Genomic DNA, 23,870 nt, shown 5'->3' on the forward strand with positions numbered 1-23,870 from the left:
AAGCTTTTTTTAGTGAGAATTTGCGGTGGATTGGAAATGCGTACACAAACTGACCGGACATACAGCCTCTGTCAATACTTTTGCCATCGCCCCACAAGGTAATATCCTTGCCAGCGGTAGCGATGACAAAACGGTCAGTTTGTGGGATTTAAATACAGGAAAACATATTTTCACTTTTTTTGGACTTTTGAACGGGGTTTTTGCCGTCGCGTTCAGTCCGCGATCGCCCCTTCTCGTTAGTGGCGACCTCGATAAAACGATCGCTACTTGGAATCTGGATACCAAAGTGGTGCGTAGCTTGTGCAATTCTGATTCCGCCTACAATCATTCCAGCTACATTTTTTCACTTGCATTTACGCCTGATGGCGAAACTCTGGCCAGCGGCAGTGCGGACAAAACTATCAAAATTTGGGATATCCCCAGATGGGTGTCAACGCGCACCTTAACAGGTCATACAGATGCAGTTTGGTCTGTGGCGATCTCTCCCGACGGTAAAACTCTCGTTAGTGCTAGTGCTGATAAAACTATGAGAATTTGGCCTTTGAAGAGTTGGGAAAACCCGCGCATTCTTAGCGGCCATTCCGGTTGGGTAACATCGATTGCTATCAGTCGTAATGGTAAAATTATTGCCAGCGGCAGTACAGACAAAACAATTAAATTGTGGCATCTTGCTACAGGGAAATTACTCTGCACTTTAACAGGACATTCAGCTGCTGTTTGGTCTCTTGCTTTCAGTCCTGATGGCAAAAATATCGTCAGCAGTAGCAAGAAGGAAGTTAATCTTTGGAACATAGCTTCTGCCGAACTTACGCAAACTCTTTCTGGGCGCAATCCGGTGGCTTTCAGTCCTGATGGCAAAACGCTCGTTACTGGTGGTGATGCCTTTACTATCAAAATTTGGCGACAGTCTTTTGCTGTTAGCGAATCCGCAATCGCGCCGAAGCTATCTGGGGAATGGTGGCAAATTTTGGGAGTGGATAAGTTAGCTTCTCCTCAAGAAGTTAAACTAGCTTATCGTCGTTTAATTAAACAATATCATCCCGATATCAATCATTCTGTAAATGCTAAAGATATGATGCAGGCAATTAATGAGGCTTATGCTAAATTCGAGGAGAAAAGCTAGAGTTTAGGGGTTAGGAGTTAGGGATGAGGGCGTCGGGAAGAGAAATTTTTGACTTTTGGCTTTTGACTTTTGGCTTTTGGCTTTTGGCTTTTAACTCTTCCCCTAACCCCTAGCCCTAACAGGAACCAAAACCGGTAATACTGTGAGAGGCTGTTTCTTCTAAAATTTGTTTTCCTTCCTTAAGCAAATAGTCGAAAAATGTGCGGGCAACGACAGATAGTTGTTTGCCTGAAGGGTAAGCCACATACCAATATCTTTCGATCGGAAAACCTTCCACATCCAAGATGGTAAGATGACTGGTTGTTCCTTCCAAAGCTACAGTGTGGCTGGACAAAACTGAGATACCCAAACCACCGGCGATCGCTTGCTTAATCGCCTCGTTGCTGCCCAACTCTACCTTAACTTTGACACTAATTCCGCGCTGCTCAAATAATTTTTGCACTGCTTGGCGCGTACCGGAACCCGGTTCCCGCATGATAAAAGGTTCCCCGGAAAGGCTTTCCAGCGGGATATTTTTTTGTTGGGCCAGTGGATGATTGCTGGGTGCTAAGACGACTAAAGGATTTTCCAGAAACGGGTGCATCAGCCCCTCGAAATTCTCTGGCGGTTGGCTGATAATATAGAGATCGTCTTGATTTTGGGAAAACCGTTCCAGGATGATTTCGTGATTTGTCACCTGGAGGGATACATCAATTCCCGGATAACGCTGACAAAACGGCCCCAACAAACGCGGCACAACGTATTTAGCGGTGGTAATTACTGCCAGCCGCAACTGTCCTGCCTTTACGCCTTTGAGGTCGGCGATCGTCATTTCAAACTGAGCTAACCTGTCGAAAATATCCCGGCAAGTTGCCAACAATTCGCGACCCGCGTCTGTCAGGTATAGGCGCTTACCGATTTGCTCAAACAACGGTAAGCCAACTGCCTTGGCGAGCTGTTTCACCTGCATCGATACGGTGGGTTGGGTCAAAAACAGTTCCTCAGCCGCACGGGTAAAGCTGCTATGCCTAGCTGCGGCTTCAAATACTTTTAACTGATGAAGCGTGGTATGCTTCAAGGCTCACACTCCTAGAAGCGTTAAGTATAGATATTTATCTATTATAACCATTTGAAACAACTATTTTTATTTATAAAAAGTTCGGGCTATGATGTACTCACCGGCAAGAGCGTAAGACATCTTCAATGTAGCGTTGCATACTGGGTCACGATCGCTGAAGCGAGTCTTTCTACCAAACCCACCTATTGCCAACGGCAATAGCAAAAGAAAGTCTCTATCAGCATCATGTCTTAGATTTGCAACGCTTTTTCGTATTTTCCTCTATTCTTGTGGCATCGGCACAGGTAATTTTGCTAAATCGGGCAGTTTGACTAACTCTTTTTCCACTTCCTTAACACTTATTGGTAAGTTTAGTGGTTGCCGCTCCTCAATCCAACAACTGGCTACTGGCAGAGTTTGTTCCAGATCGTCCAAAGGTCGAGGAATGACCATGACGGCATTTAATTCGCCGATGCGTTCGGCTTCGTACATTCCCGCCTCAACAGCTACTGCCACATCTGCCACAGAACCTCGGATAATGGCCGTACACAAACCAGCCCCAATAGTTTCATAAGATGACAGGTGTACCTCAGCTGCTTTGAGCATGGCATCGGCTGCTCCGACCATAGCTGGAAATCCTCGCGTTTCCAATAGACCGATCGCCATATTGCTTAAGCGGCTGTAGCCTTGGTTTTGAGATAGTTGGAACAACCGATTGCCAATGGGAAGCACAGCTTCTAAATTAGCTAGGGGTCTGGCAATGACCAAGCTGGAAATTAATTCACCGAACTGTTGGGCTGTCTGGGCACCAGCTTCGACAGCTAAGCGGACATCGGCAATGCCACCACGGACGATCGCAGTGCAGTGACCGCTACCTGTTTTCTCATACCCGACTAACATTACTCCAGCTGACTTGAGCATCATATCAGCGCATCCGACGATCGCGGGAAAACTGCGCGTAGATACTAAACCCAAAGCAGTATCCCTAAAATCTCTCTTTTGACTGGGCTGTAGCTGCATATAAAACCTCCATTTAGTTTTTAGTTGTTAGTTTGTTAATTGTTAGTAAGTAACTGGCGAGTGGGTAAGAGCTTTTTGCGAAAAGCCGCTAGCGGACAGGGAAAGACTTTTGTCTTTACCCATCACCCATCATCCATCACATATTTCCCAATTCTGAATTTCCTACCAAATTCTTATAACTAACACCTAAAAACTAACAGCTAATCACTCTTGTCGTCTTGACGCGGCGGTTTTAAAGATTGATTTTGGGGAAAAAGGGTCACCAGGAGTCGGTTTAAATGAGCTTGTCCGTAGGCAAATTGCATCCCAGCAGTCTCTTGTGAGTCAGGCGGAGTGGGAGCTGGAGCTACTTCGGTGCTACTTTTGGAGGCAGATGCTTCTGGAGTGGGCTCTTTGAGATCGACAGTGGCAGCAGGCTTATCGGGTGCGCTGCTTTCCACGGGCTGTGGTTTTTCTACCAAAGGCAAGATGACGATTGTCGGCAGCGTCGTTTTGTTTGGGTTAGGCCCTGAAGCCGACTTAGTTGGGGCTTCTGGGATTGGCTTTTCCTTGAGGGGACGACTCGAATCTCCGATGATAGAACCTGGGGGTACTGCTTGGCGTGGTGCGATCGAGGTGTTGAAAATCGTCGCAGCTGAGCCGATGCAAGCGTTTGCCCCTATTTTGCCCTTGCCGACTACCAAGACGCCTGCGCCCAGGAGAGCTCCCGCCTCAATTTCCACAATGCCATTGCGAGCGTCAATAATTGACCCCATGCCTATACAAACTCCGGCGGCGATGATGATGCGGCTGTTTGCATCTGCAATAAGTAAGACCCCTGGCGCGATCGCCGCACTCGGATCGATAGTGACATTGCCACTAACGTAAGATTGCAAGTTTTCGAGCGGTTGCAGTGGCGGCAATTGCATTTAAACTATCACCTCAAATGAGGGCCATTGACTGGGCGACCGGGTAATTTCAGATTTAAATTAATTTCAAATTTAAGATTTGAGATTTCAAAGCTTTGAATCTGAAATCTCAAATCTGCAATCTGAAATTAATTAAATCTGATATCCCCGACACCATACCCCCTTATTTAACGGCTTGTTGGTTGTTGAATAATCTGCTCGTGGACGCGACGCTTCGCTTTCGGGTCAATGCCGATCAAGCGCACGTATTCGCCGCTATGCTCTTTCATACAAGCTTCCAGAGCAGCATATACTTCCGAGGCGCTGTTGGACTGTGCAGGGGCACAGCTTTGCCAGGAGCTGGTGCGGAAGCGTCGCGCATCGGCGTGTTCCATACCGATGCGATAGCCTTGAGCCAGGAGAGAACGTACTTTTTCTTGCACTTCGGAACTCAAGCTGCTGCTGCTCGAGCTCGCCGCTTTGCTGACTGGGGTCTCGCTTGTTTGGACTCCAGCAGGTTTGGACATTTGCGGAACTTTGCCATCCGGTCGTTGGATGATTTGCTCCATCACGCGCCGCTTCGCTTTGGGGTCGATGCCGATCATACGGACATATTCTCCGGCATGGCTTTCTATACAAGCTTCCAAAGCTTGGACTACATCAGATACTCGATTGCTGTCGATGGGAGAGCAGCTGTGCCAGGAACTGGTGCGGAAGCGTCGCGCATCGGCGTGTTCGGTGCCGATGCGGTATCCTTGAGCGAGTAGGGAACGCACTTGTTCTACGACTCCTGCTTCCAGTTGCGAGCTTGGAACTGAATTGTCGATCGCACTGCTGTTGGTGGCAATCGCAGGAGCTTTCCCACTCACGGGAGCTGCACCGTTGGGCCGTTGGATCACCATTTCCAGAACTCGCCGCTTCGCTTTGGGGTCAACGCCAATCAAGCGCACGTATTCTCCCGTAAATTCATCCAAACTAGCTTCCAAGGCGGAGATGGCTTCGGATTCTCTGGTTGCCTGGATAATCGGGCCGCTTTGCCAAGAACTGGTGCGGAAACGTCGCTCATCGGCGTGTTCTGTACCGATCCGATATCCTTGTGCTACCATTTGACGCACTTGTTGGCTGACTTCTGGACTTAAGCGCATACTTTTCACCTGACCGTTGGAATTTTTTGTGCCATTATTTGGTTGCGATCGATCTAATTCATCGCGTATGGATGTGATGCAGCCTACATCTTCGGCGCACCGATAACCGGTTCGCAAAGCGTCGTTGATGCTGATGATGTGATGCGCGAAGTGCTTATCTGCTTCGCTCACATCGGGCAAGCGATCGGCCTGCTGTTGGTTGGTAATGATTGAGCCGGAAGCAACATACTTGCCGGGGGGAATCTCCACATCCTGGATCAGCGCGTGCATCATTACGATGCAGCCGTCTCCCACACGGGCGTTAAATACTGTAGAGCGAAAGCCGATAAAGCAATCATCGCCAACATAGGCGGGGCCGTGAATTAAAGCCATGTGGGTGATGGAGGTATTTTTCCCAATCCAAACGGAGTAGGAATTGCCGTCATCTCCTTGCGCCCGTCCTTGCTCTAAACCGTGAATGACTACGCCATCTTGAATGTTGGTACTTTCGCCAATATGAAAAGGCGTTCCCTCATCTGCCCGGATAGAAGTGCCTGGGGCAACCATTACGTTTGTGCCGATCCGTACATCTCCAATCACATTGGAGGATGGATGCACGTATGCTGTTTCATCAATTTTTGGTTTAGCCAAAGTTTTCGACCAAGGGGTCGGCGGGGCAGCTACGCTGCGGAGTACCATAACCGTGTTCCTCTTAACTGAACGCTTGTCAGTTGGTTGTATGTTTGGCGTATGTTTGGCGTATGTTTGGCGATACACACGCCAAACATAGGCTGTCAATTTTTTGCAGCCATCGGTCATCAGTCATCAGTCATTAGCTGCATTTTGTGAATGACTAATGACTAATGACCAATGACCTATTTGCGGTCTTGGTCTTTTTTGCTGTAAAGCACGCGATTGTCAATACTTACAGTGTCAATAATCGCCACTACCAAAGCATCTAGTGGGCGCGTTTGGTTGCCCTCAACTTGACGAGCGGCACTTCCACGAGTGACGAGTACCCACTCCTCCACTCCCGCACCCACTTGATCTGCTGCTACTTCGTATTTGGGCAGTAGGCGTCCCTCTTCGTCTATATATTGCAACAGTAGCAATTTCGCTCCCCTGAGACTTGCCTCTTTGTGGGTGCTGACGACGGTACCGCGAACTTTGGCAATTTGCATTTTTATGGTCTGTTGTATGGACGAATGCCGCTGACGCTATCGCGGAACTGCTGCACTTCTTCGGTGTAACGAATCGGCAGGACGTACTCTAGGTTTTCGTGAGGACGCGCAATAATGTGTGTGGACAATACTTGACCGCCATTAACCCGCTTCACGGATTCAATCCCAGCTGCAACCGAGGCTTGCACTTCGGAAACATCGCCCCGGACAATTACCGTCACGCGACCGCTACCAATTTTCTCATAGCCTACGAGGGTGACGCGAGCGGCTTTTACCATTGCGTCTGCGGCTTCCACAACTGCCGGAAAGCCCAGGGTTTCGATCATGCCAACTGCAATTGCCATTGCTTTAATCCTTGATAAACTTCGTAAAAATGAACAAAACTGAAAGTTTTATTAGTACTGCACAACTTAATGTGTCAGTTTAGTTAGGTACGAAACTGTTCCACAGCTTCCGTATAACGAATGGGCAGTACATATTCTAGGTTCTCATGGGGACGGGCAATTATGTGAGTGGATAAAACTTCGCCTCCATTTACCCGCTTGGCGGCTTCTATTCCCGCTGCCACCGAAGCCTGCACTTCCGAGACATCCCCCCGTACTATTACGGTCACGCGGGCACTGCCGATTTTTTCATAACCTACAAGTGTGACGCGGGCTGCTTTGACCATAGCGTCGGCTGCTTCTACCACAGCCGGAAACCCTTTGGTCTCAATCATTCCGACAGCAATTGGCATTTTGATTCTCCTACCGGACGAGCGTAAGTAATTGTACTATTAGGTACTTTTACTGGAAAATTTGACGGAAATGCCCATTTTGCTTGGCTCAATAAAAAGCTTTTAGCATTCCCAAATTTAAGAATAAAGAAGCCTGGGTTCCTTGACAATATTAATTACAATGATGATTTCAAATTAAAAATATTAAAATAACTTAATATTTGACTATTCTATGTATTTATCTGGTGCGGACGAAATGTTTTATAATTTCTTTATTACTTTTAGTTAAACCAGACTTATCGAAACTGGGCGCTAAATATGGTAATAGGCGATCGGTCATCAATAACCGATAACAACCGACGACAATTGCTCATCCCCTGTCGGCTGCCTTGGCCCTAATACCGATCGATCTCGGTTCTTCTGTAAGAATACCGAGAAATATTTTATTTATAACAAAAATTTATATAGGTAATTAAGGATTTTTGGCATCACAATCCTTCTATAGAGTGCTTTATATGGTTAAGATATACAAAAATCAATAATATACAAAAGTTATTGCTCACCTTTTAGCAAAGCCTTCTACATTCACATAAAGATTGACAAAAGGCATAAATTGCTTTAAAGGAGTTCGATGCGGTTGAGGCAAATTATGGGGATATGTCGATGACTGAGTTCCTGCTAGAAACGAGTTGGTGGGTGCCCGTATACGGCTTATTTGGTGCGGTTTTGACCCTACCCTGGTCAATGGGCATCATCCATCGTACAGGCCCGCGACCGGCTGCCTACTTTAATCTGTTGATGACGTTTTTGGCATTTTTGCATGGCTTTATCGTCTTCAGATTGACCTGGAATCGAGAGCCCTATGAGTTAGTATTCCACTGGCTCAAAGCAGCAGATTTAGATTTGTCCTTTGCCCTGGAAATCTCGCAAGTGAGCGTTGGGGCAATGGATTTGGTAGCGGGGCTGAGCTTGCTGGCGCAGCTATTCGCCTTGGGATACATGGAAAAAGACTGGGCGCTAGCTCGCTTTTTTGCGCTGATGGGATTTTTTGAAGGGGCAATGAGCGGTCTGGCGCTGAGTAATTCTCTGTTTCTCAGCTACGCGCTGCTGGAAATTCTCACCCTTTCTACTTATATGTTGGTGGGATTCTGGTACGCTCAACCGTTGGTGGTGACGGCAGCGCGAGATGCCTTTTTGACCAAGCGCGTGGGAGACGTGCTGCTACTGATGGGAGTGGTGGTGTTGGCCACTCAAGCAGGAAGCTTGAATTTTATCGATTTATACGAATGGGCGGATACTGCCTATTTACCTCCCACCGCTGCGACTTTGTTGGGCTTGGCTTTGATCGCTGGCCCCATAGGTAAATGCGCTCAGTTTCCGCTGCACCTTTGGTTGGATGAGGCGATGGAAGGGCCGAACCCAGCTTCGATTTTGCGGAACTCGGTGGTGGTAGCTGGTGGTGCTTATGTGTTGATCAAACTTCAACCGATTTTGAATGTTTCGCCTGTAGCTTTGGATGCTTTGGTGGTGATCGGTTCTGTGACAGCGATCGGCGCTTCTTTGGTGGCGATCGCCCAAATCGATATTAAGCGAGCTTTGTCCCATTCCACCAGCGCTTATTTGGGTTTGGTATTTATCGCTGTAGGCACGCAATGGACGGGTTTTGCTCTCCTGTTGCTGTTTGCTCATGCGATCGCCAAAGCGCTAATGTTTATGAGTGTTGGTTCTGTGATTATGACAACCAACAACCAAGACTTAACCGAAATGGGCGGTCTGTGGTCTCGGATGCCTGCAACTACTACTGCTTTTGTGGTTGGCAGCGCTGGCTTGGTGGGATTGCTGCCTTTGGGAGGCTTTTGGGCCCTGCACCGAGGCGTTGATATTTATTTGTTCGATCGACCTTTGCTGGTGGCAATCTTGCTGTTGGTCAATACCCTGACGGCGTTAAATTTAACCCGCGTATTTCGTCTCGTCTTTTTGGGCCAACCTCAACCTAAGACGAAACGGGCACCAGAGGTTCCCTGGCCAATGGCTGTGCCGATGGTAACTTTAACCATCGCGACTTTATTAGTACCTTCGATCATGCAGCGCTTGTTGCTGCTACCCGATTGGGAATACGTCAACCCAAAAGCGGCGGTGTTGCTGGTGACATCGGGTGTTCTAGGCTGTGCGATCGGGTCAATTATTTATCTCAACAAAGCTTGGTCGCGATCGCTGTTTCTGCCTTGGCGGTTTTTGCAGGATTTGTTGGGTTACGACTTTTACATCGATCGCGTTTATCGCTTGACTGTAGTATTTGCAGTCGATCGCCTTTCCCAATTAAACGCTTGGATCGATCGCTACGTTGTTGATGGATTCGTTAACTTACTCGGTCTGGGCACAATTTTCGGCGGTCAAACTTTGAAGTACAGCGCTTCCGGTCAGTCCCAATTTTATGTGCTGATAATTCTTCTGGGAATCAGCTTTTTTGGCTTCCTAATGACCTGGTTATTTGAGCCCTCATTTTTCAAAATGATTTTAGACGGGGAATTTTGGCGATTAGCTTTTGATTAGCGCTCATCAGTCAATTTCAAATTTCAGATTTGAGATTTCAGATTTATTAAATTTGCTATCTCAAATCTCAAATTTGTCTCAAATCGCCAATTTGAATTAATCATTTTCCCCTGCCCCTCTTCCCCCTTTCCCCCCTATTACCTATGCTGAGTGCTTTGATTTGGGTGCCAATTATAACCGCCGCTATAATGGCGTTTTGGCCCGGAAATATAACTCCAAAGGTAACTCGTCAATTTACTTTGATAGTTGCCAGTGGCGTGTTTATCTTGTCGCTTGTACTGGCGAATCAATTTCACACAGAAAGTGCCAGCCAGCAATTTGTAGAAATCCTACCTTGGATTGATGTTTTGGGCTTGAGCTATCACCTCGGTGTTGATGGTTTATCTTTGCCTTTGCTAGTTTTAAATGCTTTTTTGACTTGTCTTGCGATCGTCAGTACAGATGAGGCTATCCAACGACCCAGGTTTTATTACGCTTTGCTGTTAGTGTTGAATGCCTGTGTCGCCGGTGCGTTTGTAGCTCAGGATCTATTGCTGTTTTTCGTATTTTACGAGATAGAACTGATTCCTCTGTATCTTTTAATTGCCATTTGGGGTGGCAAAAAACGTGGCTACGCAGCAACCAAGTTTTTAATCTATACGGCTATTTCGGGAATTATAATTCTCGCAGCTTTCTTTGGGTTATTTTTCCTCAGCGACGCTTCCACTTTTGCATACGAATCGCTACGTCATCATAGTTTACCTTTGGCAACGCAATTCCTGCTTCTGGGCGCTATGTTGGTGGGCTTTGGCATCAAGATACCTTTGGTGCCGTTTCATACTTGGTTGCCGGATGCTCACGTAGAAGCCTCAACATCGATTTCGGTACTTTTGGCTGGAGTGTTGCTGAAGTTGGGAACTTACGGTTTGCTGCGCTTCGGCTTGGGTTTGTTTCCAGAGGCTTGGCAAATTTTGGCACCCAGTCTTGCTACTTGGGCGGTAGTAAGCGTGCTGTACGGGTCGTTGAATGCGATCGCGCAAACAGATATGAAGAAAATGGTGGCCTACAGTTCTGTCGGTCACATGGGCTACATCCTTTTAGCCATAGCCGCCGCTACACCTCTGAGCTTACTGGCATCTGTCATTCAAATGACGAGCCACGGCTTAATCTCGGCACTGCTGTTTTTACTGGTGGGCGTTGTATATAAAAAGACTGGTACTCGCGACATTGAAGTACTGCGAGGACTGCTTAACCCAGAACGCGGTTTGCCAGTAGTTGGTAGCCTTATGGTCTTAGGGGTGATGGCTAGTGCCGGTCTACCTGGTATGGTGGGTTTTATCTCGGAATTTTTGGTTTTTCGCGGCAGTTACCCGGTTTTCCCGATCCAAACTCTGCTTTGCTTGGTGGGTACTGGTTTAACATCAGTGTACTTCTTGCTTTTGGTGAACCGTGTCTTTTTCGGACGGTTATCGGAAGTGGTAGAAAACTTACCGCAAGTGCAGTGGAAAGAGAGAGCTCCTGCGATCGCTTTAGCTATGCTGATCGTGATGCTGGGACTGCAACCTAACTGGATCGTGCGTTGGACTGAAACCACTACAACAACTATGACTCTTACCAGTCAACAGTTAACGGCGAACACTCAAACGGTTTTAGATTAAAGATTTTAGATTTTAGATTGACTTTGCCCCCAGCAATTTTAGATTCATCATATCTAAATAAAAAATTGCTTGGGGCCTAAAATCTAAAATTTTAAATGATGGTGTCGGCAATTTTAGATATTAGATGGAGAGGGAATAAATAATGACAAAAACAAGTGCAGAATCTGGACAAGTTGAGAATACAAATAATATAAAATACCCAATTTTAAACTCTAAACCCGCTCATATGCTTTCCCCATACATAGAACGGCTGAAAGCAGGCGGTGCGTTACTCGCCGATACGCCAGAAAATCTGATAGAAGTTGTGGGTGTTCTGAAAAGCTACGGTGTAGTGTTAGATGCGTACTATAACAATCTTCTCTACATCGCCGAGCATCAATTTTTAGTGCTGTTTCCATTTTTTAAATATTTCAACGGCGAAGTTTCCATAAAAAAATTGCTGCAACACTGGTGGCACGATCGCATTAATTTTGAGTACGCCGAGTACTGCATGAGAACAATGATGTGGCACGGTGGCGGCGGTTTGGATACTTACATAGATTCTGAGGAATTTAAGGAAAGAGCGAGAGCCGCAATTAATGCCAAAACTAAGGGCCATTTCTTAATTAGAGGTTTAGACAAACTGTTCCCTAACTTTCTATTAGAACAGGTACGTCTACAAGTTTATTACAGTGCGCTCGGTCAATTTTGGCGGGTAATGGCTCCCATATTCCTGACTTTATCTGACCGCTACGATCGAGGCGAAATTAACTCCATTCCCCTGGTAGTCGAGCATATCCTCAACGGATTGGTAGAATCTGCTAATTTGCCGATTACCTACTCGGTAAAAATTGAGGGTAAGGAATATGAAATTATTCCCAAATCAGCGGGTTTAACTTTCCTGATGGATACGGGCGTACCTTACGTGGAGGCGGTTTTCTTCCGAGGAACGCCTTTTCCCGGTACAGTTTCGTTCAACGCACAAGCTCGTCAAATTCCCATAGATCAAAGCAAATTTGAATATGGCGCTTTGTATGCTGACCCATTACCTATAGGTGGTGCGGGGATTCCTCCAACTCAGCTAATGCAGGATATGCGCCATTTTATTCCAGATTACCTGCACGATTTGTACAATCGCAATCGCCGTCGAGAAGATGACTTGCGCGTGCAAATTTGTGTAAGTTTCCAAAAGTCGATGTTTTGCGTGACGACAGCGGCAATTTTGGGTTTAGCACCTTATCCGATTAATACAACAGATCCATCTGAGCAACAAGCAAATCGCGTTTATTTGGAAAAATGGATGGATAGGTTTATTACTTCTCGTTTGATGGTGGCGAATAGCGATCCAAATGCGTGTTTGTATACGTGTCAAGTGAACTTTTGAGGCGACGGAAGAAAAACCCGGTTTCTTTAACAATACCCTCGCCATTTTTCGGTAGGTTGGGTTGAAAGAAGCGAAACCCAACCTACAAATCATTCCTTTTTGGGTTTGGCAAAGGTATAGCAAAAGTCAAAAGTCAAAAGTCAAAAGTCAAAAGTGAAATGCTTGCTGTGAATTGGTTCTGGCGTTTTAGGATGCCTTAACCGCCCTGGCGGTTGCTATATTATTTAAGAAACCGGTTTTCTGAGGAAATTATAAGTTTTCTACCCACAAGATATTAACCGAACTGCTAGTTTTACCAAATCCGGATTTGTTACACCCTTGAATTTTTGGCCATTTCATTGTAAAGACGTTTCATAAAACGTCTCAACAGCCGAGTGAGATAAAAGGGGGTCATCGAAGCAGATTTGGTATTACCGCTCTTTTGTCATTCTGATGAGAGGAAAATATCAGCCAAATCGTGAGAAGCTTCCCTAGTGAATGATTTAGCGATCGCAAGCTGATAGAAACGTTGAAACGTAGCTTAGTTGCTAGAAGTCACTCTGCATAATAATTTCAGCTTTTTATCTGCTGAAAGTGACACAAGAGCGTTACAGCAACCGATAAAAGTCAGTTAGGACATTTGCTATAATCTGCTAATTGCCAAGGATATTCAACCGTTAAACAGCTCGCCAATTTCCTGTTTAATCGGAATTTGAATTTTAAACTCCGTACCTTCGCCAAGCGTAGATAATACCTCCAAGTTACCGTGATGTTTTTCAGTAACGATTTGGTAGCTAATAGACATACCCAGTCCGGTTCCTTTCCCAATAGGTTTGGTAGTAAAAAAGGGATCGAATATTCGCTCCTGAATTTGTTTGGACATACCAATTCCATTATCGGCGATCGCAATTTCCACCCACTTGGCATCAATAACTGATGTACGAATCCTAATCTGACTGGGATGCGCCTTCATCTCTTGATAATTACGTTTAGTATTGTTTTCTTCTAAGGCATCAATTGCATTCATCAAAATATTCATAAATACTTGGTTAAGCTGTCCAGCATAGCATTCTACAAGAGGTAGAGTGCTGTAATCTTTAATTAACTCAATTTCTGGTTTTTCTGGTTGAGCTTTCAGACGATGTTGCAAAATCATTAAGGTGCTATCGATACCTTCATGGATGTTGACCAGCTTGATCTCAGCTTCATCCATACGAGAGAAGTTTCGCAAAGAAAGTACAATTTGGCGAATGCGATCAGTACCTGTTTTAATAGAAGAAACTATCTTCGGAAGATCTTCTTGTAAAAAGTCCAGTTCCATCTCATTAGCGGCAATTTTAATTTCAGAAACTGGGTTAGAATAGTGTTGCTGATATAATTGCAAAAATTTTAACAAATTTTGGATATATTCTTCTAAATGGATAATGTTGCCATGAATAAAGCTGACAGGATTATTAATTTCGTGAGCAACTCCAGCTACCAATTGTCCTAGACTAGACATTTTTTCATTTTGAATGACTTGAGATTGGCTACGCTGTAATTCCCTGAGTGTATCTTTAAGTTCAAGGGTGCGTGCTTCGACTCGCTGTTCCAGTTCTTGTTTACTTTTCTCTAATGCAGCGAATAATTCACTCAGTTGCTCTGCCATGCGATTAAAGGAGTTAGACAGGGTATTGAGTTCTCGAATTTTGCTATTTTTCACTGTCTGGTCTAAATCACCAGATGCCATTGCCTCACTTGCCTGATTTAGACGTAGAATTGGACGTGCAATCCAACGAGAGGTGAGTACGCCAATTGCACAGGCAACGACTAATGCTGCCACGCTAAGAGCGATCGTAGTGCGGGTATTGGCATCAATCTGCGCCATGAATGTACTTTCCGGTACAGTAATTACTACTAACCAATTCAATCCATATTTATCTTGCCAAGGTCGAACTTGCACAAAATGCTTTTTGCCGTTAAGATATAAATGAAATTCTTGATCTTCAGTAATTGCCTCTAAACCATTTACTTCTTGCTCAATTTTTTGGGTAATTGATCGAATAATGAAAATATTACTATTGATCGCTTTTAATGGCTGAACTTTATGATTAATGACGGCAAATGGTTGTTGGTTTCTAGAAGTGGCAATCAAAATTCCATCGCGTTGTAAAATAAATACTTCTCCTGATTGAATAATATTCAAATTACGCAAAAAACTGCTGAGTTTGAGCAAATGGATATCAGTGGCAATCATCCCCAGCAAATGATTTTGGGCATCATAAATGGGACGGCTAGCAGAGATCGCAATGTAGGGGCCACTAGGAAAGTTATTAGTAATCATCTTTGTCCACATTGGTTTACGAGCCTGAATCGGTTCGATATACCAGCGTTCGGTAAAATTGTTCCAATCCCAACGATAATTGAGCTTTTTTCGATTACCTTGGTTATCTGTAGCGTAAGTATAGACGTTGTTAGGCGGTTTGGCAGTCCAATCATCGATGGTGATGGTTTTGCCATCGTAACGAGCCGCTCCAATCCCCTCGCCCGTCGTCAGTCCGATGCCGATATAAGTCAGGTCATACGCCTGCATCTGATCCCAAAAATATTTTCCTACTATTTCACGATCGCGCACGTTCAGCAATCCCCGGCGAACCGCATCTGCATTGATCTCATTGAGGGTTTGAGGAATTGATAGATAAGATTTAAGATGTTCCTCTACCACATCGCTAGTGCGATCCATCACCTGATTCGCCAGTTCATTAACAGCTTTTTGTCCATTTCTGAACGACAAATAACCGACCAAACCGACTGCTCCAAAGATTTGTAAAACGAACGGAACAATTAGAAGAAGCTGTAATGGTAATCCTTTATTTATAATTAATTTACAAGTCTTAATTTTTGAAAGCTCGGTCTTTTGAGGTTCTGCTTCGCTTATTTTACTAAAGTTGGTTTTATTCACTATTTTTGCTAGCGGTATATTAACAATATAATATATACTACGATAAAGAAGTTAAATCTTTCCTTTAGCTATTATATTATTTAAACACTAATTAACCGTGGATGACTGACAGGATTCGCATCTACGGCTATCATGGCACAAGCGCTGAAGCAGCAGCAATAGCCTTTGCCTCAACAGAACCGCGAACGATCGAAAGCTCACAGGTTAAACTGTGCATTTTTTGACTATACTGTTGAAAAATTTTAGCAGGTATATAAGCAAATAATTGTTGCTATTGGAAGTTAGTTTCAAGAAGGCGATCGCATTTTCCCCAATTCTGCTGTATTCGATCGCGCCCACGTTCAGATAGCCGTCCGGGATACTTCTCTTATCGAAGATTCTCATTTGATAGAAATTTAGCGAGGAATTGAATAATGATAGACCCAAAAAAATTTGGCGAAATATAGCAACCGCCTTGGCGGTTAGGACATTCTTAATTCCTGACACCCTCGACCCGACGCCCTAGCTATACTTCTCAAACATTTTGAGGAAGTGACAACTGAAAAGTTTCTCGAAGGTTTAAAACGAGCCTGTCCATATTTGTTTGAAGAAGATGAATTGAATGGCGCAGAAAAATCTAATTCATCTGTTACAGATGAATCAAAAGATGAATCTAACCAACCTGATGCTGGGGAAGCGGTAGGGCAAAAATGCTAAAATTAACCCAAGCAAAATAAACTCAGGACAAAGATCGATCGCAGCAGGTAAAAAATGCGTACCCAAAAACTAACGTTAGAAATATCCGAGTCTCTATTTGAGCAGCTTAACCACGTTGCTGAATTGAGCGAGGAATCGATCGAATCAATAGCCATCCGAATCATCGCTTTCAGACTGCCTTCCTTAACTAAGGAAGTACAAGAAATGAACGAAAGACTAAACAAAATTACCCCCGAACAGCTACATGGTGAAATTGGTCTTGAAGAGGTAATACCTAGTGAAATCATCTAGTAGTTCTGACATATATATTCCCGCTAAGGGAGATGTTGTTTGGATTAACTTCGATCCTCAGTCTGGAAGGGAACAAGCTGGTCGTCGTCCTGCTTTAGTTATCTCCTCAAACATATACAATCGCAGGGTTAGGCTAGCTTTAGTTTGCCCTATTACTAGCAAAGTCAAGGGGTATACTTTTGAAGTAGCTATTCCAGAAGGTTTGGCAGTATCGGGAGTAATACTTGCAGATCAAGTTAAATCTTTCGACTGGCAAACACGACAGGCAGAGTTTTTGTGTAAAATGCCAGACGATACATTGACCCAAGTAATTGCTACAGTAGAAAGATTCCTAAGAGAATTCTAAGCTGACCCCGAACTAAATCAAGGTTTGACGATCGCCTTAGAATTAATTGCTTTCACCTTACCCCGTTTCACCAAACTTTGATAGAGAAAAGCTGCCACTTCCGCACGAGTAGCTGGTTGATTCGGTCTCAACAAATTTGAGTTAGATCCTACTACTAAACCAGCCTGGATAGCAGCTGCTACTTTGCCTCTAGCATATTTGGGAATCTGAGCTGCGTCTTTGTAACTTTGTAATATTTTTTCTGGATTCGCGGGTACTTTCAAATCCAAACCGCTAGCCAGTGCAACAATAGCTTCTGTTCTGGTCACCGGTTTGGCCGGTCGGAAATAATCTTTAGGATATCCCTCCATAAATCCTGCCATATCGCTTTCTTTAATTGATGAATATGCCCAGTGGTTGTTAGGCACATCTTCAAAAGCTGTCGCCGCTTCTTCTGGTTTCTTGTTAAATGCTTTATCTAGTCTGACTGCGAATTCAGCTCGCGTCATTGCTTGATATGGGCGAAAAGTTTTATCGGTAAATCCTGTAAAAACACCGCGCTGAGTCAGAGCTGCAATAAATGGAGTTGCCCACAAGTTAGCCGGAACATCGGAAAATTTAACTTGTTTGGCTGGTGTAGAAGCTTTTCGTGCAGCCGATGCAGCTGGAACTGCGGTGACTATCTTTGGTAGGGTTTCGATACCAGACCGTTTTGGGTTGCCAATAGGTTGGGCCTTCTTTCCTGGCGCGATCGCACCTACTACCTTGGGAGAAGGTTGCGCTTTCTGGCGGGGAACGATCGCAGCAGCTGCTTTTGGAGAAGTTTGTGCCTTTTGAATAGGAAGGATTGCGGCAGCTATCCCTGTAGGCAATTTTGCCCTTTCACCCGGAACGATCGCCACGGGATCTTTTGCCGAAGGACTGGCACTTACAGGTGGAACTGGTGAACGAGAAGCAGACTTTCGTGTAGCGGGGACTAATTCAGGCGGAGCAACGCCGATAAAATTCAAACTCTGCGGTTTTTGAGATACCGCCCAAAACAAAATACTGCCGATAGTGGACAAGGCAACCAAGATGCCGATGAACTCATCAAATCCTAATGGATCTTTTGGAGATGACTGGGGGTCTGGTAAAGGGGAATTTGTCATCTCGATCGCCCTCCTACAGCAAACGGCAATTTTAATATAGATTACCGTACTATTGCCAATTCTGGAACTGCCTCTACCGGCATAGTTTCTGCAACGGGAAAATGCTTGTCCAGCAACTGGGGTACTTCTTCCATATCTACTCGCTTGTAACGAGTTTTATCGGGCATGACAATATTTGGCCCTGCCTTGCACTGCTTCATACAGCCAGTTGCCTTGACTGTAACTTCTCCCGACAAACCGCGATCGCGCAACCCTTCCTCCAAGAAGCGACTAACCTGTCTAGCGCCAAGCTTGCAGCAATCTGATTTTTGACATACTAAAATACAAGCCTGCACTTTGGCAGGCTTAGCGGCTTTGGTTGAGGTAACAGTCTCTAAGGGCGATGCTGATGTCGCCGCTAGAGCGGCTTTAGGCAATACTTCATAGACTTTTATCTTATGTTCGCCTGTTTCTCGATCGAGCTTTTCTTCACCAAAAATTTCGATCCAATCCCCCGGTACGAGAACCCGATAGCGGCTGAGCGTCGCCCTCGCTTCTTTCGAGAGTTTAAGCCAGAGCTCGCCTTCGGCAGTAGCAAGTCTCATCCGCTTGATTTTGCAGGCTTCCTCCACTTCATAACCCAGGAAACGTCCTTCCAGGTGAAATGGCGACATTTGAGAGCTTTTGTGTTTACCCACGATCGCAAATCCTTTTTACATTCAATAATTATTCTCAATTTGAGAGAAATTCATCTCGCCAAGGTCACATACCGGTTTTGTTAAATTTCAGTTGCCAACACCGATCCAGCCATACTGCCAAGTCGTGTCGAGGGCGAGTTAATTGCCCGATCGCACTCCACACTTGGATCGCTGCCAAGGGGCTATTTACCTCGACTTGCAGGTCACCCCCCTCGGTACACCAGCACGCAATACCTAGCGATTGCAGTCTTTGGTAAGCTTGCCAGCGCTCGCCTCGCGGAATGCCCACAACCTGTTTGGCCACCTGGTTAACGCTCGATTGCTCCATCCGATTTGTTTCAACTTAACTGCAAATTATTCTCAATTCATTTATACACTAAGTTGAGGTACTTGTTGACATTAATTTTCAAAACTTCTGCAAAAATTTAAAGAACCCGCAGCAGACTGGCAACCCTATCCACAGCTTCCAGGCTGCGAATGTCGTCCAAAGCTAGGCGGAAGTTACCTTCGCGGACATCGTGAGTGACAACGACAATCTCTGCCAATTCACCTTGGAAGCCTGTCTGTACGACAGACTCCAGGCTGACGCCGCGATCGCCAAAGCAAGTCCCCAGTTTGCCTACAACACCAGGAAAGTCTTTGGTCAAGAAGCGAGCGTAAAATCGCGTTACCAATTCTTCTATTGGCGCAATTTGGCAATAGTGTTGATGAGAACAAGCGAGAAGTGGATGCAGGGATTCGATTTGGGATGGTTGGGAAGACTTGACGACAGAGACAATGTTTAAAATATCGGAGACAACGGCGGTGGCAGTTGGGCCCGCACCCGCACCCCTTCCGTAGAACATGACTTGACCGATCGGTTCCCCTTCTACCAAAATCGCGTTATAGACACCGTTGATACTGGCTAGGGGATGAGTTTTCGGGACAAGGGTGGGATTAACTCTGATCGAGAGTAGTTCCGAGTTGGCATCTAATTTTTTGGCAATTGCCAGCAACTTAATCACAAATCCCAACTTCTCGGCGTAGGCGATATCCGCCGCACCTACCTGAGAAATTCCTTCACAATAGACATCCTCTAATTTGATGCGTCCGCCAAAAGCTAAAGATGCGAGGATGGCAATTTTATCCGCAGCGTCCAAACCATCCACATCTGCCGTCGGGTCAGCTTCAGCATAACCCAACCGTTGCGCGTCGGCGAGAACTTCCCCAAAGTCGGCACCTTCATCTCGCATTCGGGTGAGGATATAGTTAGTTGTACCGTTGACAATACCGATAACCGTTTGAATGCGGTTAACTCCCAAAGCTTGTTTGAGCGGTTGAATTACCGGGATACCGCCGCCGACAGAAGCTTCTAGCATCACGTAAACGCCTTTTTCGTTCGCAGCGGTGAAGATTTCGCTGCCAAAACGGGAAATTACTGCTTTATTGGCTGTAACGACGTGCTTACCGTGGGCAATGGCTGTAAGCATGAGCGATCGCGACGGCTCCAATCCACCCAGCACCTCTACCACAATATCAACATTCGGGTCAGTGACGATCGCTTGCAGATCCGTTGTCAGGATCTCCGGTGGCAATTGTACCGTGCGGGGTTTATCGAGCGATCGTACCCCCACCCGATAAATTTCCAACTCCCCTACCAGCGGATGACGACCTTCTGGCGACAGCAAAATCTCCGCTGTCCCCGCGCCTACCGTTCCCAATCCCAGCAAACCTATTTTGAAACCCACGCTTCTGACCCGTTGAAACGTAATTAAACCCCACCCATTGTAAGATATTATAGTTACCAAAGTTAACTATTCCCTTCCAGGTCAGCATTAATATTTATTTCTTATTCATCTAAACGGTATAAATTATGCAACAAACAGATGAAAAACCCGTAATTATTTATCCGTCTAGTGATGGCAAGCCGATGGCAGACAGCACAATTCAATATAACTGGATTACCAAAATAAAAGCGAACTTAGATGGCATATTCAAGGACGATCCGAACGTATTTATCGCGGGAGACTTAATCTGGTATCCAGTCGAAGGAAGAAAGGACATTTGCCAAGCTCCCGATGTGATGGTAGTCTTCGGTCGAGAGAAAAAAGAACGCAAATCTTACCTCCAGTGGCATGAAGATAATATTGCTCCTCAAGTCGTGTTTGAGATTCTTTCTGAAACTAACACCAAGAAGGAAATGAATAAAAAACTTCTATTTTATAACGAATATAATGTGGAGGAGTATTATCTGTACGATCCTAAGAAGAAGAACTTGGATGGATGGCTGCGAAATGAAGGGATATTAGATGTAATTGAGTCGATGTCTGGTTGGGTGAGTCCCCGTTTGGGAGTGCGGTTTGAGCTTTCAGATGAAGGGTTGGAACTTTACCGACCCGATGGACAAAAGTTTATTGACTTTGTAGAATTGGAACGCAAAGCTGTAAGATTAGCAGCAAAATTGCGAGAGTTAGGAATTGACCCGGAAACAATTTAATCTAGCAGCACATTATGGTAGCGTGGGTCAGAGTTTCCAATTCTTATTGGATCGAATCAATAACTTCGTATGACGCACCCTAATAGAAGGGTTTGAGAGAAGTTTGGCAATTTTTTCTCAAATTCACTTTCGAGATATTTCTCGAAACTTTTTTCATCCATATTTTTAGCTTTCCTCTTGAATATTAGGCTGACAGTCTAATTGCCATATTCCCTTTTCATTTTTTGTCTGTCCGAAATGGCAAGTCAAACTTTGCCGATTCCGCTCATTATATCACATAGGTGAAAAATCAGTTATCGGTTTAATCGCTACACCGCAAGCAAGTGCCGCATTTAATTGTTTATCATCAACTGTAATTAACGGAAAATTCAGATCTAATGCTAAGGCAATGTATAAAGAATCATATATTGCTAATTGATGAGTTAAACCAAATTGCAAAGCACGCGGTAGCAGATGTTTAACTGGCACAATTTGAAACGGTATTCTCAATAATTCAGAAATAATTTCTGCTGCGTTTGTCTGTGTGAGTCCGCGAAAACGTACTTCTTTTCACAAAACATTAGCGCACTCTAGCAAGGAAAATTCCGGTATATATAACTCATCGCCTGCGTACATCCGAGCAACCAAAATCCGCGCTTGTGGGGTGTAAGTTTGGGAGATGAAATACTGACTCACCACACTTGTATCAACAACATAGTTAGCCATTAACTATCTCGATCCTCGCGTATCATTTCCACAACTGATGGCGCTCCTGCTGGCGGTGTCCACCTAATCCGATCCATCGCTGCTAAAACCTGTTGTACAGAGCGTGTATCCTTTGGACTTTGGGGTCGTTGCGAGTAACCGATCTTTTCTTCAACCACCTGGCTAATGAGGGTTTTGAGTTCTTCAATAGTCATATCTGCTACCCGTTGGGGTGTCATTTCGATCGCCTCCTTATTTTTGTGCGTAAATCATTGTGCCGCCGACCCTACTAACAATTGTAGGGTGAGCAATGCCCACCCTACTATACGAATCCCTATTAAAAATAGAAAACCGAGAAATCGAGAATCAAAATAATCTTATTCCCAATCCCCAATTCTCCATTGCCTAGTAGGTTTCTACGTGCCAGCGACCGGCTTTCTTCAAAGTTCTTTGATACTCATTCCAAGCAACTCCATCCTTACTAGCTGCTTCGGTAAGAGCTTGGTCGATACCATCTTCCATACCCTTCAAACCGCAGATGTAAGTGTGAGTATTTTCTTGCTGAATTAGTTTCCAGAGTTCAGCGCTATTTTCGGCCACCCTATCTTGGATGTACATCTTGCCGCCTTGGGCATTTTTCTGTTCGCGGCTGATAGCATAAGTCAAGCGGAAATTATCGGGATAGCGCTCTTGCATTTCCTCTAATTCTTGCTTGTACAGGATATTCGGGCTGGTTGCCACACCGAAGATCAGCCAAGCCAAGCCATTAAACCTATAGTCCGGGTTGGCAGCTCTTTCGTTATCCTTGAACATCCGCCACAGGTAAGCGCGGAAGGGTGCAATCCCAGTACCCGTCGCCATCATAATCACATTGATGTTCGGGTCGTTCGGTAAGAGCATCTCCTTGCCTGTTGGCCCGGTGATTTTCACTTCATCGCCGGGGTTGAGCTTGCAGAGATAGCTAGAACAAACACCTTCGACAAGTTCGCCGGTTTCTGGATGCTTGTACTCCAGCTTCCGGACACAGAGAGATACCGTCTTGTCATCGACGCGATCGCCGTGACGAGTAGAGGCGATCGAGTATAACCTTAACTTGTGGGGTTTGCCGTTCTTGTCCGTTCCCGGTGGGATGATCCCAATACTTTGGCCTTCCAGATACCGCAGTTCGCTACCCTCAAGGTCGAACATCAGGTGACGGCAAGTGCCAATACCGCCTTCGCCAACCAACTCCTCGTTGCTTATGCACTTCCCAGTCCAGGGATTGTTGGGACGATAAGTATTAACCGCCACATTTTCATGAGCCTTTGCTTGAGTCATAGGCTTGGTTTTTTCCTCTAACTTCGCAGGTTCTGGTGCTGGTTCTGATGTCGCTTTCACATCTCCTGCGTTGTCAGATATCGCTTGGCCATTGCTTTGCTCTTGCCCTGAAGGCCGGATGCTCACAATTTGGCCGCCCATGCGCGTAATCCGCCGCATTTCTTCATTCATGCGGTTATAGGGCACAGTGATAAATACGCTGCCACTGCGACGAATCGGGTAGCTCATTTTGTCAGTTTCATCGTTCTGACGCAGACCCACCACTTCGTAAACAAAAACGCGGCTACCAGATACCGTGTTAGCAGCACTACCAGCTGCGCTAGGATTGTACATTGCTTCGATCTCTCCGAACTGAACTTCACTTGTTGCTGCTGCCAAGTTCCCTTGCCACCACATGACAATTCCACCACCAGCCAGATAGCTGGGGTTAGAACAAAAGAGCTGAAGAAAGCAGCCTTTTATAGTGTTGCAAAGCTAAGCTCACCGGTCAAAGATCCCAGGAGTGGAAAATCCGACATCAGACCTTCCCTCACCCTACAGGGTAAACCTCCTACAGAATGTGACCGTCGAGTCAGTTTTACATTTTTTTTATAAAAAATGCACAACTAACATTAGCATAAATACTTGAGCTAAAACGATTCCACTTTGTTTTATGCCTTGTAAGGCAGATCCCACTCTGGTAAGATCTTTCAATAAT

The 23,870-nt window shown here is 45.3% G+C and carries 25 protein-coding genes; 9 read left to right on the forward strand and 16 right to left on the reverse strand.

Features of this window, described 5'->3' with window-relative positions:
* The first annotated feature begins 25 nt into the window (after positions 1 to 25).
* Positions 26 to 1,123, forward strand: a complete 1,098-nt coding sequence (locus ACE1CD_RS22010; protein WP_374794602.1) for a DnaJ domain-containing protein — start codon at positions 26 to 28, stop codon at positions 1,121 to 1,123.
* A gap of 115 nt (positions 1,124 to 1,238) precedes the next feature.
* Here the strand turns inward: ACE1CD_RS22010 and ACE1CD_RS22015 are convergent, their stop codons facing one another.
* From ACE1CD_RS22015 to ACE1CD_RS22045, 7 genes are all read right to left on the reverse strand, one after another.
* Positions 1,239 to 2,180, reverse strand: a complete 942-nt coding sequence (locus ACE1CD_RS22015) for a LysR substrate-binding domain-containing protein (protein ID WP_374794603.1) — start codon at positions 2,178 to 2,180, stop codon at positions 1,239 to 1,241.
* Between the two features lie 261 nt (positions 2,181 to 2,441).
* Positions 2,442 to 3,179: a carbon dioxide-concentrating mechanism protein CcmK gene (locus tag ACE1CD_RS22020; protein ID WP_374794604.1), complete on the reverse strand. Its 738-nt coding sequence runs from the start codon at positions 3,177 to 3,179 to the stop codon at positions 2,442 to 2,444.
* Between the two features lie 200 nt (positions 3,180 to 3,379).
* Positions 3,380 to 4,087 carry a carbon dioxide concentrating mechanism protein gene (locus ACE1CD_RS22025; protein ID WP_374794605.1) on the reverse strand — a complete coding sequence of 236 codons (708 nt, stop codon included), beginning with the start codon at positions 4,085 to 4,087 and terminating at the stop codon, positions 3,380 to 3,382.
* A gap of 167 nt (positions 4,088 to 4,254) precedes the next feature.
* Positions 4,255 to 5,889: a ribulose bisphosphate carboxylase small subunit gene (locus ACE1CD_RS22030; RefSeq protein WP_374794606.1), complete on the reverse strand. Its 1,635-nt coding sequence runs from the start codon at positions 5,887 to 5,889 to the stop codon at positions 4,255 to 4,257.
* Between the two features lie 176 nt (positions 5,890 to 6,065).
* Positions 6,066 to 6,371 (reverse strand): EutN/CcmL family microcompartment protein, encoded by a 306-nt coding sequence (locus tag ACE1CD_RS22035; RefSeq protein WP_190466702.1) that lies wholly within the window; start codon positions 6,369 to 6,371, stop codon positions 6,066 to 6,068.
* 2 nt (positions 6,372 to 6,373) lie between these two features.
* On the reverse strand, positions 6,374 to 6,715 hold the full coding sequence (locus ACE1CD_RS22040; protein ID WP_190466705.1) for a carbon dioxide-concentrating mechanism protein CcmK: 342 nt from the start codon (positions 6,713 to 6,715) through the stop codon (positions 6,374 to 6,376).
* A gap of 83 nt (positions 6,716 to 6,798) precedes the next feature.
* Positions 6,799 to 7,107: a carbon dioxide-concentrating mechanism protein CcmK gene (locus ACE1CD_RS22045; protein WP_096545062.1), complete on the reverse strand. Its 309-nt coding sequence runs from the start codon at positions 7,105 to 7,107 to the stop codon at positions 6,799 to 6,801.
* A 642-nt stretch (positions 7,108 to 7,749) separates the two neighbouring features.
* Between ACE1CD_RS22045 and ACE1CD_RS22050 the strand changes: the two genes are divergently transcribed.
* The 3 genes from ACE1CD_RS22050 to ACE1CD_RS22060 all read left to right on the forward strand — a co-directional run bounded on the left by ACE1CD_RS22050 (position 7,750) and on the right by ACE1CD_RS22060 (position 12,639).
* On the forward strand, positions 7,750 to 9,639 hold the full coding sequence (locus ACE1CD_RS22050; RefSeq protein ID WP_374794607.1) for an NAD(P)H-quinone oxidoreductase subunit F: 1,890 nt from the start codon (positions 7,750 to 7,752) through the stop codon (positions 9,637 to 9,639).
* Between the two features lie 143 nt (positions 9,640 to 9,782).
* A complete protein-coding gene (locus ACE1CD_RS22055; RefSeq protein ID WP_374794608.1) occupies positions 9,783 to 11,276 on the forward strand; it encodes an NADH-quinone oxidoreductase subunit M in 1,494 nt (497 codons plus the stop codon).
* Between the two features lie 226 nt (positions 11,277 to 11,502).
* Positions 11,503 to 12,639, forward strand: coding sequence for a CO2 hydration protein (locus ACE1CD_RS22060; protein WP_374794660.1), 1,137 nt, complete (start codon positions 11,503 to 11,505; stop codon positions 12,637 to 12,639).
* Between the two features lie 649 nt (positions 12,640 to 13,288).
* Here the strand turns inward: ACE1CD_RS22060 and ACE1CD_RS22065 are convergent.
* Positions 13,289 to 15,391 (reverse strand): ATP-binding protein, encoded by a 2,103-nt coding sequence (locus ACE1CD_RS22065; RefSeq protein WP_374826250.1) that lies wholly within the window; start codon positions 15,389 to 15,391, stop codon positions 13,289 to 13,291.
* 269 nt (positions 15,392 to 15,660) lie between these two features.
* On the opposite strand from ACE1CD_RS22065, the gene ACE1CD_RS22070 reads away from it, so the two are divergent.
* From ACE1CD_RS22070 to ACE1CD_RS22085, 4 genes are all read left to right on the forward strand, one after another.
* The gene (locus ACE1CD_RS22070; RefSeq protein ID WP_374794610.1) at positions 15,661 to 15,783 is read left to right on the forward strand and encodes a hypothetical protein; all 123 of its coding nucleotides are present in this window, start codon (positions 15,661 to 15,663) and stop codon (positions 15,781 to 15,783) included.
* A gap of 307 nt (positions 15,784 to 16,090) precedes the next feature.
* Positions 16,091 to 16,255: a hypothetical protein gene (locus tag ACE1CD_RS22075; RefSeq protein ID WP_374794611.1), complete on the forward strand. Its 165-nt coding sequence runs from the start codon at positions 16,091 to 16,093 to the stop codon at positions 16,253 to 16,255.
* Between the two features lie 54 nt (positions 16,256 to 16,309).
* Positions 16,310 to 16,546: a hypothetical protein gene (locus tag ACE1CD_RS22080; RefSeq protein WP_374794612.1), complete on the forward strand. Its 237-nt coding sequence runs from the start codon at positions 16,310 to 16,312 to the stop codon at positions 16,544 to 16,546.
* The gene (locus ACE1CD_RS22085; protein WP_374794613.1) at positions 16,533 to 16,892 is read left to right on the forward strand and encodes a type II toxin-antitoxin system PemK/MazF family toxin; all 360 of its coding nucleotides are present in this window, start codon (positions 16,533 to 16,535) and stop codon (positions 16,890 to 16,892) included. The genes ACE1CD_RS22080 and ACE1CD_RS22085 overlap by 14 nt, the downstream gene beginning before the upstream one ends.
* A gap of 17 nt (positions 16,893 to 16,909) precedes the next feature.
* Here ACE1CD_RS22085 and ACE1CD_RS22090 read toward each other — a convergent pair whose 3' ends face one another.
* From ACE1CD_RS22090 to ACE1CD_RS22105, 4 genes are all read right to left on the reverse strand, one after another.
* Positions 16,910 to 18,019, reverse strand: coding sequence for an S-layer homology domain-containing protein (locus tag ACE1CD_RS22090; protein WP_374826251.1), 1,110 nt, complete (start codon positions 18,017 to 18,019; stop codon positions 16,910 to 16,912).
* 41 nt (positions 18,020 to 18,060) lie between these two features.
* Positions 18,061 to 18,672 (reverse strand): ferredoxin, encoded by a 612-nt coding sequence (locus ACE1CD_RS22095; protein WP_374826252.1) that lies wholly within the window; start codon positions 18,670 to 18,672, stop codon positions 18,061 to 18,063.
* 88 nt (positions 18,673 to 18,760) lie between these two features.
* Positions 18,761 to 19,024, reverse strand: coding sequence for an Asr1405/Asl0597 family protein (locus ACE1CD_RS22100; RefSeq protein ID WP_374826253.1), 264 nt, complete (start codon positions 19,022 to 19,024; stop codon positions 18,761 to 18,763).
* A 97-nt stretch (positions 19,025 to 19,121) separates the two neighbouring features.
* Positions 19,122 to 20,423 carry a homoserine dehydrogenase gene (locus ACE1CD_RS22105; RefSeq protein WP_374794617.1) on the reverse strand — a complete coding sequence of 434 codons (1,302 nt, stop codon included), beginning with the start codon at positions 20,421 to 20,423 and terminating at the stop codon, positions 19,122 to 19,124.
* 125 nt (positions 20,424 to 20,548) lie between these two features.
* Here ACE1CD_RS22105 and ACE1CD_RS22110 point away from each other — a divergent pair, with 125 nt between their 5' ends.
* On the forward strand, positions 20,549 to 21,172 hold the full coding sequence (locus tag ACE1CD_RS22110) for a Uma2 family endonuclease (protein ID WP_374794618.1): 624 nt from the start codon (positions 20,549 to 20,551) through the stop codon (positions 21,170 to 21,172).
* Positions 21,173 to 21,445: 273 nt separating this feature from the next.
* Here the strand turns inward: ACE1CD_RS22110 and ACE1CD_RS22115 are convergent, their stop codons facing one another.
* From ACE1CD_RS22115 to petH, 4 genes are all read right to left on the reverse strand, one after another.
* Positions 21,446 to 21,661 (reverse strand): type II toxin-antitoxin system VapC family toxin, encoded by a 216-nt coding sequence (locus ACE1CD_RS22115; protein WP_374794619.1) that lies wholly within the window; start codon positions 21,659 to 21,661, stop codon positions 21,446 to 21,448.
* Between the two features lie 60 nt (positions 21,662 to 21,721).
* On the reverse strand, positions 21,722 to 21,877 hold the full coding sequence (locus tag ACE1CD_RS22120) for a hypothetical protein (protein ID WP_374794620.1): 156 nt from the start codon (positions 21,875 to 21,877) through the stop codon (positions 21,722 to 21,724).
* Positions 21,877 to 22,095: a hypothetical protein gene (locus ACE1CD_RS22125; RefSeq protein WP_374794621.1), complete on the reverse strand. Its 219-nt coding sequence runs from the start codon at positions 22,093 to 22,095 to the stop codon at positions 21,877 to 21,879. Before ACE1CD_RS22125 ends, ACE1CD_RS22120 begins: the two co-directional genes overlap by 1 nt.
* Before the next feature lie 166 nt (positions 22,096 to 22,261).
* On the reverse strand, positions 22,262 to 23,506 hold the full coding sequence (gene petH, locus ACE1CD_RS22130) for a ferredoxin--NADP reductase (protein ID WP_374826275.1): 1,245 nt from the start codon (positions 23,504 to 23,506) through the stop codon (positions 22,262 to 22,264).
* Positions 23,507 to 23,870 lie beyond the last annotated feature (364 nt).

This window comes from Aerosakkonema sp. BLCC-F183, assembly GCF_041929145.1.
GTDB lineage: Bacteria > Cyanobacteriota > Cyanobacteriia > Cyanobacteriales > Aerosakkonemataceae > Aerosakkonema.